The 8911-nt window shown below is 61.3% G+C and carries 5 protein-coding genes and 2 pseudogenes; 5 read left to right on the forward strand and 2 right to left on the reverse strand.

Annotated features, from left to right (window positions below; genetic code table 11):
- A pseudogene (locus DI606_RS18390) lies at positions 1-98 on the reverse strand (IS5/IS1182 family transposase); the annotation flags it as partial.
- Between DI606_RS18390 and DI606_RS18395 the strand changes: the two are divergent.
- The 4 genes and pseudogenes from DI606_RS18395 to DI606_RS18405 form a co-directional block, all read left to right on the forward strand.
- Positions 63-842, forward strand: a pseudogene (locus DI606_RS18395) (GNAT family N-acetyltransferase); the annotation flags it as partial. The pseudogenes DI606_RS18390 and DI606_RS18395 sit on opposite strands and share 36 nt — an antisense overlap.
- 116 nt (positions 843-958) lie before the next feature.
- The gene (locus DI606_RS18400) at positions 959-1537 is read left to right on the forward strand and encodes an SAM-dependent methyltransferase (protein ID WP_293985328.1); all 579 of its coding nucleotides are present in this window, start codon (positions 959-961) and stop codon (positions 1535-1537) included.
- 196 nt (positions 1538-1733) lie between these two features.
- On the forward strand, positions 1734-1883 hold the full coding sequence (locus tag DI606_RS20395) for a hypothetical protein (RefSeq protein ID WP_367119494.1): 150 nt from the start codon (positions 1734-1736) through the stop codon (positions 1881-1883).
- A 212-nt stretch (positions 1884-2095) separates the two neighbouring features.
- On the forward strand, positions 2096-2989 hold the full coding sequence (locus tag DI606_RS18405) for an SDR family oxidoreductase (protein ID WP_293985329.1): 894 nt from the start codon (positions 2096-2098) through the stop codon (positions 2987-2989).
- A 357-nt stretch (positions 2990-3346) separates the two neighbouring features.
- Here the strand turns inward: DI606_RS18405 and DI606_RS18410 are convergent, their stop codons facing one another.
- Positions 3347-5695 (reverse strand): DUF3772 domain-containing protein, encoded by a 2349-nt coding sequence (locus DI606_RS18410; protein WP_293985330.1) that lies wholly within the window; start codon positions 5693-5695, stop codon positions 3347-3349.
- A gap of 869 nt (positions 5696-6564) precedes the next feature.
- Here DI606_RS18410 and htpG point away from each other — a divergent pair.
- Complete coding sequence (htpG, locus tag DI606_RS18415) at positions 6565-8451, forward strand: molecular chaperone HtpG (protein ID WP_293985331.1); 1887 nt, start codon at positions 6565-6567, stop codon at positions 8449-8451.
- Positions 8452-8911 lie beyond the last annotated feature (460 nt).

Below are 8911 nucleotides of genomic sequence, written 5' to 3' on the forward strand. Positions count from 1 at the left end.
AGCCAGAAGATGACGGTGGCAGCGAGAGCGATGGCCGAGAAGAAGGCGTGGGGGCACCGGTCGTAGCGCGTTGCGACCCGTCGCCAGTCCTTGAGGCGGGCCTCGACCGAGGATACCTCAGTCGTATGATCGCGCGGTTCGAGGAGCGCGGGTGGATTACGCGAGACCGTCTTGAGGCGGATGGACGGTCACGTCCCATCCGTCTGACCCGGGCCGGGCGCGAAGCCTTTGATCAGATCGATCAGCGGCAGCGCGCCGCGGTCGCGCATGATCTCAACCGGCTCGATCCGGTCGCACAGAGTGACTTGGTTGAGGCGTTGACCAGGGCGCGGTTCTTGCTCGACCCCGACGCCCAGGTCGAGTTCGTTATTCGACCGGCTCGTGTAGGCGAGGTCAGTCAGGTGGCCGCCCGGCAGTCGATACTCTATGCCGCAAGCCATGGCTGGGGGCGTGAATTGGAAACGCTGGAGGCTGAAACGATCGCTGCTTTCCTGCGCCGCTTTAAACCCGGCCGCGAAGAATGCTGGGTAGCCGATCTAGACGGCACCATGGCTGGCGCGGTTTTTCTTACGGATGAGGGTGACGGCCTCGCCCGGCTCCGACTGTTGCATGTCGAGCCCTTCGCCCGCCGGCGAGGCATCGGCGACGCATTAGTAGGCGCATGCCTACGGTTTGCCCGTGACAAGGGATATGGGCGGATCATCCTCTGGACGCATACCGTGCTCGATGCCGCTCGCCGTATATACGCCCGTCACGGTTTCGAACGCATTGCCACTGAAGTTCATCACGAGTTCGGGGAACCCGTACAGGGAGAGACGTGGCAGTTGATGTTGATCGAGTAACTTTCCGTCGCCTCCGCCTCGCTGCCATTCTCGAAATTCGATCGAAACCGGGAAACTGATCCCACTCCCCTGCGCCTACCGATCGTGGCAGTAGGTGCCGTCGATAGGAGGCGCTGATGACGTTCACGGTTGAACCCATAGGATATGTGCGGGGCGGCCGGGCTGATCCGATTGACGACGATTGGGGAAGTAGCCGAACCACGATCGAGTTGGACGCGACACAAGTCGGGGCTGACGCGCTGGCGGGGTTGGATGCGTTCAGCCATGCCGAAATTATCTTCCTGTTCGACCAGGTGCCCGAAGAAAGGATCGAACGAGGCGCACGTCACCCGCGAGGTCGCGACGACTGGCCTCTGACGGGCATCTTCGCACAACGGGGCAAGAACCCCCCTAACCGGCTCGGCGTGACTGTCTGCCGAATTTTGAGCGTGCAAGGCTTGCGGTTGACCGTCGAAGGGCTGGACGCGATCGACGGAACACCCGTGATCGACATTAAGCCGGTCATGCGCGAGTTCGCCGATGCAGGGTCACGTCGCCTTGAATGCTATCCTATGTGTCATGATCCAATCGAAATTCTATGCGGCATCGGTCGTCGGTTTGGTCGATCAGCGGCCGTTCGCGAGAACTCTAGACCCTTAGACGGCCTCGTTCGCGCCAAGCGGCGGTTTGCTCTCAGTCCTATGCGCCGGTCATAACTGGCCTAGAGGAAGACTTCTCACGTTTGGCAGTCACCAATTCATCAAGTAGACTGCGGGCGGCCTTGAAACGGGCAAGGATGTTGGGCGACCGACGCCAGCGCTGGCTGCAGATCATTATCCCCGAAGCCGATAGCGGGCACTTACCGCCGCGCTTGCCAAGGCGAAGCGGACGGGCAAGATCTTCATCAACCATCTGCGCAACCAGCGCGGCGCGACCGCCGTCATGTCCTATAGCGCGCGGTCGCGCCCGTTCGCACCGATCGTGGTGCCACTCAGCTGGGAGGAACTGCGCACGCTAGACGGCCCAGACCAATGGCACATTGGGGCGCCGGTGAAATGGTAAAGCGCTCGGCTTCCAAGGATCTGGCGCATTGGGGCAGAGCCGACCAGATCCTGACCGACCTGTAGTTAGTGCGGCCAAAAACGTAGTCAGTCGGTGAACCGGGGCATGGCCAAGGCTAACGCAGGAACTCGCGGCCGGGGTGGCTCGTAATCTGACCTTCAGCCTTCGAAACGACGGCGAAATGTCCGCTCGCCAATCAGCAAGGAGCCATCATGGCCGATCGCCTCACTCTGCAAGATCCACGCAACCAATATCCCAAGCCGCCTTTCCCCAAACAGCCCCAGCCAGCCCCCGGCATAGCAGCGCAGATGGACCCCACACCAGATCATGGTGAAGAAAGCTATGCGGGGTCGGGTAAGCTCAAGGGACGCAAGGCGCTCGTCACGGGTGGCGATTCCGGCATTGGTCGGGCAGCGGCCATCGCTTACGCACGGGAAGGGGCCGATGTCGCCATTGCCTATCTGCCCAGCGAAGAGAACGATGCGCAGGCCGTGATAGCCCTGATCGAAGCGGAGGGCCGCAAAGCCGTCGCGCTGCCCGGCGACGTGATGGATGAAGCATGGTGCCGCCAGTTGGTCGACGATGCCGTGGCCGGTCTTGGCGGGTTGGACATATTGGTCATCAATGCGGGCCGTCAGCAGTTTCGGAACGATGTGCAGGTGCTGAGCTCAGAAGATTTCGACCGCACGATGAAGACCAACCTCTATGCGCTGCACTGGATCGTGCAGGCGGCGATGCCGCATCTGCCCGCCGGCGCATCGGTGATCACGACCGCGTCGATCCAGGCCTATGACCCATCGGCCATCCTCCTCGATTATGCGACAACCAAGGCGGGGATCGTGGCCTATACCAAGGCGCTGGCCAAGCAAATGATCGAGAAAGGCATTCGCGCCAATGTCGTAGCACCCGGCCCCTTCTGGACGGTCCTGCAATCTACCGGTGGCCAGCCGCAGGAAAAGGTCACGAAATTCGGCGAGCAGAGCCAGTTCGGCCGCCCCGGCCAACCCGTCGAGATCGCGCCCATCTATGTGCTGCTGGCCTCACAGGAGGGCAGTTATATCACCGGCGAGGTCTATGGCGTCACCGGTGGTGCGGGTATTGCCTGAACGATGGGTTGTTGCGGACGTGCCCAAATCACCAGACATAGTCCGAGGGCCGGTTGCTCACCGGCGCGTGCGATCCGTGTTAACAGGTGATCTCTGCCTTCGACCCATTCGAGCCATTCAGAGCCGAATTGGAAGCTCCCAGGAGCAGACGGTCTGCATCCAACCATTCGATTTGGAATCCGGGTTGCGGCAGCACCTTTCAGCTTGCGGTTCGCTCTCCAACATCCTCCCAATCTGGGTCCAGCGATACAGTGCTGGCTCCAGAGAATGCGGGCTCCATCGCCATCCGGCGACACGGCATTGTCGGGACAGCCTCTGCATAATCGGATCCTGCTGATCAAGGTCAGCTACTAAGCCTCAGTCCAAGTGACCCATGTTGATCAGTTCCATGCGCTGCGGCACGGTGCCGATCTCGATTCCTTCCTCGCGGAACCGGCGCAGCAGGACGGTGAAGACATTGCTGCGGGCGCCATAGGCCGCCCGCGGGCTGGCGACATGGGCAAAGCTGTTGAAGAAGATGCGGCCGTCCGCGATCGAATCGATGAATAGGGAATAGGCGGGCTCGGCCAGCACCGCCGGCTCGTCGGCATATGTAGCCAGCACGATTTCCCTCACCTTGTCCGCATCCGTTTTGATCGGAACCGAAAACTGGATCTGCATCCGGCCGAGCGGGCTGGCCAACGTCTTGTTGAGCACAGTCTTGGTGATGAGTTCTGAATTGGGCACGATTAGGGTCGAATGGTCGGGTAGCTCGATTTCGGTCGATCGCACGCTAATCCGCTTCACATCCCCTTCATCCTGGCCAACGCGAACCAGATCGCCGATCTTGATCGGCCGTTCGGCAAGCAGAATCAGTCCGGACACGAAATTCTGCGTGATCGCCTGAAGACCAAAGCCGATGCCAACGGACAAGGCTGACAGCAGGATAGCGATGCGTTCTATCCCAATCCCGAGTGAGGCCAGTCCCCAGATCACCGCCAGTGCAATGCCGACATAGCGCGCGATCAGACTGATGGAATTGCGACCACTGCCATCAAGGTCGGTGACCGGCAGATAGCGTCGCTCCAGCCAGCGCATGAAGCCTCGCACCAGGGCCAGGCCGATCAGCAGAACTAATATGCCGCGCAGAATGGCACCGGGCGAGACCGCGACGCCGCCGACCTCGAAGCCCTCCGCCAGCGCGCCGAGCCGGCCGAACAGGCTGGCGACGTCGCCTGCGCCAAATGGCGACAACAGCAACGAGAAGCTCATTAGCAGCACCGCTAGCCGCAACAGCCCCGACAACAGGACGCCGAACTGCTCGACCGCGCTCCCGCGCAGGCCAAGGCTGCGGACCAGCGCCATGCCGAAGCGGCTGGAGCGGTCGAATATCGTCGTCGCCAGATCGTCGATCGCCGCCATCAGCAGATAAACCGCCGATCCCAGCACCGTCGCCCAACTCACCACCTGCAACAGGAAGAGGCTGAGACTGAAATAGCCGAGCAGCAGAGCAATCGTCGCCACCGCGACGACGATCCACGCGATCAAGCTCATAAGGCCGCTGGCGCTCTCGTTACGATCGGGGTCCTCGGCCTCCATCTTGGCTGCCCGCAGACGCGCCACGGTGACGAGGACCGCGCTGACCAGCAGGATGTGGAGCAGGGCGAAGACCGCCTGCGTCGCTTCCTGCGCCGCCTTGCTCACGCCGACGGACGCATTGAATTGCGCGTAGATCACACCGAGGAAGGCGAGCAGCGCCAGCAGGGGGCTATAGGGTCGCAGTCTGGTCGCGCCATTGTCGCTGATTGCCGCAATCCGCCAGGATGACCGGCTACGCATCAACAGCGCACCGAGCACGGAAAAGGTGAAGCCGCTAAAGGCGCAGCCGACCATGAACGCGCCGAGCAAAGGCTCCCACCGATCCGCAACCAGTCCGGACCAGCGCAATCCCTGCACGATCGAAAGCGCCGCCAGCAACGGCGCGAAAGTACCGACCGCCACCCGCCACAGCGCATAGGTGGAGCGCCGCGTCCGCCGCCCCGGCACGCCCTCGGTCAGCATGCGCTGCCCCATATGCCGCGCGGCGACCTGTCCTGGCCCGACGATCAGCAGGCTCAGCAGCAGGCCCGCCAGCGCATGCCATGGCCAATGACTGCGCAGCGCCTCTGCGGCCTGTTTCTGGCCTATCTCCAGAAAAGCGGTTATGCGCCGCAAGTCGCGGGAAAAGGCGTGACCAAGCTCTGACCAGAAGCCGGGCGACAAGGGCGATGGCGAGCGGGTCGTGATTTTCTCGCTAAACTGTTCCGCCTCGCTCCGTTCGATCTCGTCAGCCAGTTGCTGCGCTTCGACACCGATCAGATTACCGCGCTTGATCGCGGAATCGATCGCGGATCGCTGCCGCGTCAGAGCCGCACGCTGCCGCTTGATATCGGGCGCTTCGCTGCTGCCCGTCGCAACGGTGCCCAGCCCCGTCAGCTTGGCATCGAGCAGGGCCAGTCGATCCTGCAAGTCGCCGGCTGCGTCTGATGCGGCCGTCTTGGCGGCCAGTAGTTTTGCCAGCAGCAGCTTGCGATCATCGGCATCCATGCGCGTGTCGAGGCTCTGGTCGACCGAGCGTACATCCTTTTCCGCCTGCGCCAGTCGGGCGGCCGGATCAGTCGCCGGGGCCGCCTGCGCCCACACCGGCCTGGCCATACCGAGGCTCAGGACCAGCAGCATGGCCATCATCAGGGCATGCATATGCCGGATCGGATCAATTGCCTGATCGTTTGTAACCAAGGGCCACCCATTTTCTGCGCGACGTTGCCTCCCTCTCTATGGTCGGCGATGGTTAAGGTCCACAGCACGCGGACTGAAATCAAGTTGGATGCTACGCGATGTGAAGCCCGCCGGCTGTGCTGCTGAAAACGTACGCCCCAAATTTTGGCATATAGCGAAACGTGCCCACCGGGCCAGCAAATCAGCGCCCAAATCGCTGCTCATCGCATCAGCCACGTCCGAATCGGAACGGTAGCAGACGGCCAAATTCTAGGGGAGAATGGACCCCGGCACGAACGACCCTTATCGACCGTTCAACCTGAAATTTTTAATCCCAGCCGCGGTCGGTTCGGTTTTTTCTGCGTTTCTCTCCATGAGACGGCGCAACGTGGCTGATGGCGATCTGGGAAGCGCCTGGCGCACGCTATGGGTTGAAGAAAGAGACGGGATATCTGTTTGTAACGGACAGCATAGGAGTGGCCGATATCGTAATCTCGACATGGACCGCTATGGCGGATCGCTTTTCCACCATTGCCAACGCCTCGGTCGAGCAGCTCCCCACGTCGCGTCCATGTCAAGGCGGTTGCAACGTAAGCTTCCCCTGACGCAACTGAACAAGGCGTCCATCCGGGAATATGGCGATGCCAATTGTCGCGGTGAGATCGAGAATTCCTACGCGAGGTTGCCGTCAAGCAGAGGCAGAGAGGAACTGCTGGCAGGCACCGGTTTTAACAGGCAGGGCCAAAACGGGTGGTGCTATCAAGCTCACCTCTTGAACGGAAATCGCATTCGATCCATCTGACCGTCGCACAGTCTGCCATATGAGAGAGCGAAGACCCATGACGACCGACACCGTGAGCGCCCCTGAAACGCATGCCTTTGAGGCGGATGTTTCCAGGTTGCTGCACATGATGGTCCACTCGGTCTATTCCGACAAGGATGTGTTCCTGCGCGAGTTGATCTCCAATGCGGCCGACGCGTGCGAGAAACTACGCTATGAGGCAATTGCCGATCCGGCTCTGTTTGGCGACGACCCGCAACCCCGCATCACCCTGGAGCTCGACAAGGAAGCCGGGACAATCGTTGTCGAGGACAATGGTATCGGCATGAGCGCCGCCGACATGGGGGAGACGCTGGGCACGATCGCGCGATCGGGGACCAAGGCCTTCATGGACAGGCTGACCGCTGACAAGAATGGCGAGGGCCAGCAGTTGATCGGCCAGTTCGGCGTCGGCTTCTATTCCGCCTTCATGGTTGCGGGGAATGTCGATGTCGTGTCGCGGCGTGCAGGAACGGATGAGGCCGCACGCTGGTCGTCGGATGGCCTGGGAACATACACGATCGCGCCAGTCGACACGGCGGAGGCGCCAGCGCGCGGCACGCGGGTGACGCTGCATCTGCTCGACGATGCAAAGGCTTATGCCGAGCGTTACACGGTCGAGCGGATCGTGAAGGCGCAGTCGGGCCATGTCCCCGTGCCCATCTTCATCAAGGAGATGGGCAGCGAGGAGGAAGAGCGCCAGGTCGCTGATGGGGCGGCATTCTGGACCAAGGCGAAGTCGGACATTAGCGAGGAGGATTATGCCGATTTCTACCGCAGCGTCGCGGGCCAGTTCGACAAGCCCGCATTGACGCTGCACTATCGCGCGGAGGGGCGGCACGAATATTCGGTGCTGACCTTCATTCCCGAAACCAAGCCGTTCGACCTGTTCGATTCCGACCGGAAGGGTCGGATCAAGCTCTATGTTCGCCGCGTCTTCATCACCGACGATGCGGAAATTCTGCCTCGCTACCTGCGCTTCGTGCGAGGGCTGGTGGACTCTGCTGACCTGCCGCTCAACATGTCGCGCGAAATGATTCAGGACAGCCCCGTCCTGTCCGCAATTAAAAAGGGCGTGAGCAACCGCATCCTGTCTGAACTGGACAAGATCGCAAACAGCGACGTCGACCGCTATAACTCGATCTGGGAGAATTTCGGGGCGGTGCTCAAGGAAGGCCTTTATGAGGATTTCGAGCGGCGCGCACAGTTGCTGGACCTAGCCCGGTTCAAGACCAGCACGTCGAACGGCAAGTGGCGCTCGCTCAAGGATTATGCGGCCTCCCTCAAGGACAACCAGACCGCCATCTATTATGCGACGGGGACCGATCTTGATCGGATCGCCCAATCGCCGCAGCTTGAGGGTTTCAAGGCGCGTGGGATCGAGGTTCTGTTGCTCCCCGACCAAGTCGATAGCTTCTGGACGACCGTTAGTGCGGATTATGACGGGAAGCCATTCAAGTCGGTGACCCAAGGTGCGACCGACCTCAGCCTGATCCCGCTGGCTGATGGCAGCGCAGCGACGGATGCCCCGAGCGAGGATGTGAGCAGCTTCATCCGCTTTGCCAAGAACGCCTTGGCCGATCAGGTATCCGACGTCCGGGTGTCCGACCGGTTGACGACCAGCGCCGTGTGCATCGTCGCGTCGGAAAGCGCGATGGACCTGCAGCTTGAGCGGATGCTGGCAGCGGCAGGGCAGGCGCCCGAGCGGGCAAAGCCGGTGCTGGAGGTCAATGCCGGCCATATGCTGATCGTCAAGCTCGGCCAGACCGGAGCGAGCGACGAGGAGCGAGCCGACCTTGCCTTCCTGCTACTTGACGAGGCGCGCATCGCCGAAGGTCAGCCACCCGCCGATCCTCGCGCTTTTGCAGACCGGCTGGAGCGGCTGATGGCGAAATCTCTGGACTAACGCATCATGTCCCGACAGCGAGGTTAGAGCACGCCGTGAAACGCTCGGACTGAAACGGAAATAAAGGTACCGATCGTTTGGCCCGTTAATGGGAACGGTCGGCACCCGCAGTCACGGCAGCTTCAAATGCCAGACCTGACTGCTAAGATTCCATCCCGTAACGACTCTTCCCCGCCGCTCAACAGCCAAATTTCGCTCCCCAGCAGCAGACATTTCATTGCTGCATTCGGGCCGGCCACTACGTCCGCTTTGTTGGACACTCCGGAACGGCAGGTCTTAGAGGGTAGCTTGCGGATAGACCTGGGTGACCTCCAGCATGCCGGGCGGGAGGTAGGTAAGGATCTCGTCGGCGTCGATCGCCGGGCTGAGCCAGTCGGCCCATTGTTCGGGCATCAGCGGAATGATCTGCCGGTGGCGATAGGACTGCGCACTCTATTTGCAAATGGTACGTTATATCATT

Source organism: Sphingobium sp., assembly GCF_003248505.1.
Lineage (GTDB): Bacteria > Pseudomonadota > Alphaproteobacteria > Sphingomonadales > Sphingomonadaceae > Sphingobium.

Excerpts from the sequence above, each read along its gene's own strand:
- DI606_RS18405 (WP_293985329.1), top strand. The coding sequence starts at position 2,096 with ATGGCCGATCGCCTCACTCTGCAAGATCCACGCAACCAATATCCCAAG.
- htpG (WP_293985331.1), top strand. The coding sequence starts at position 6,565 with ATGACGACCGACACCGTGAGCGCCCCTGAAACGCATGCCTTTGAGGCG.
- DI606_RS18400 (WP_293985328.1), top strand. The coding sequence starts at position 959 with ATGACGTTCACGGTTGAACCCATAGGATATGTGCGGGGCGGCCGGGCT.
- DI606_RS18410 (WP_293985330.1), bottom strand. The coding sequence starts at position 5,695 with ATGATGGCCATGCTGCTGGTCCTGAGCCTCGGTATGGCCAGGCCGGTG.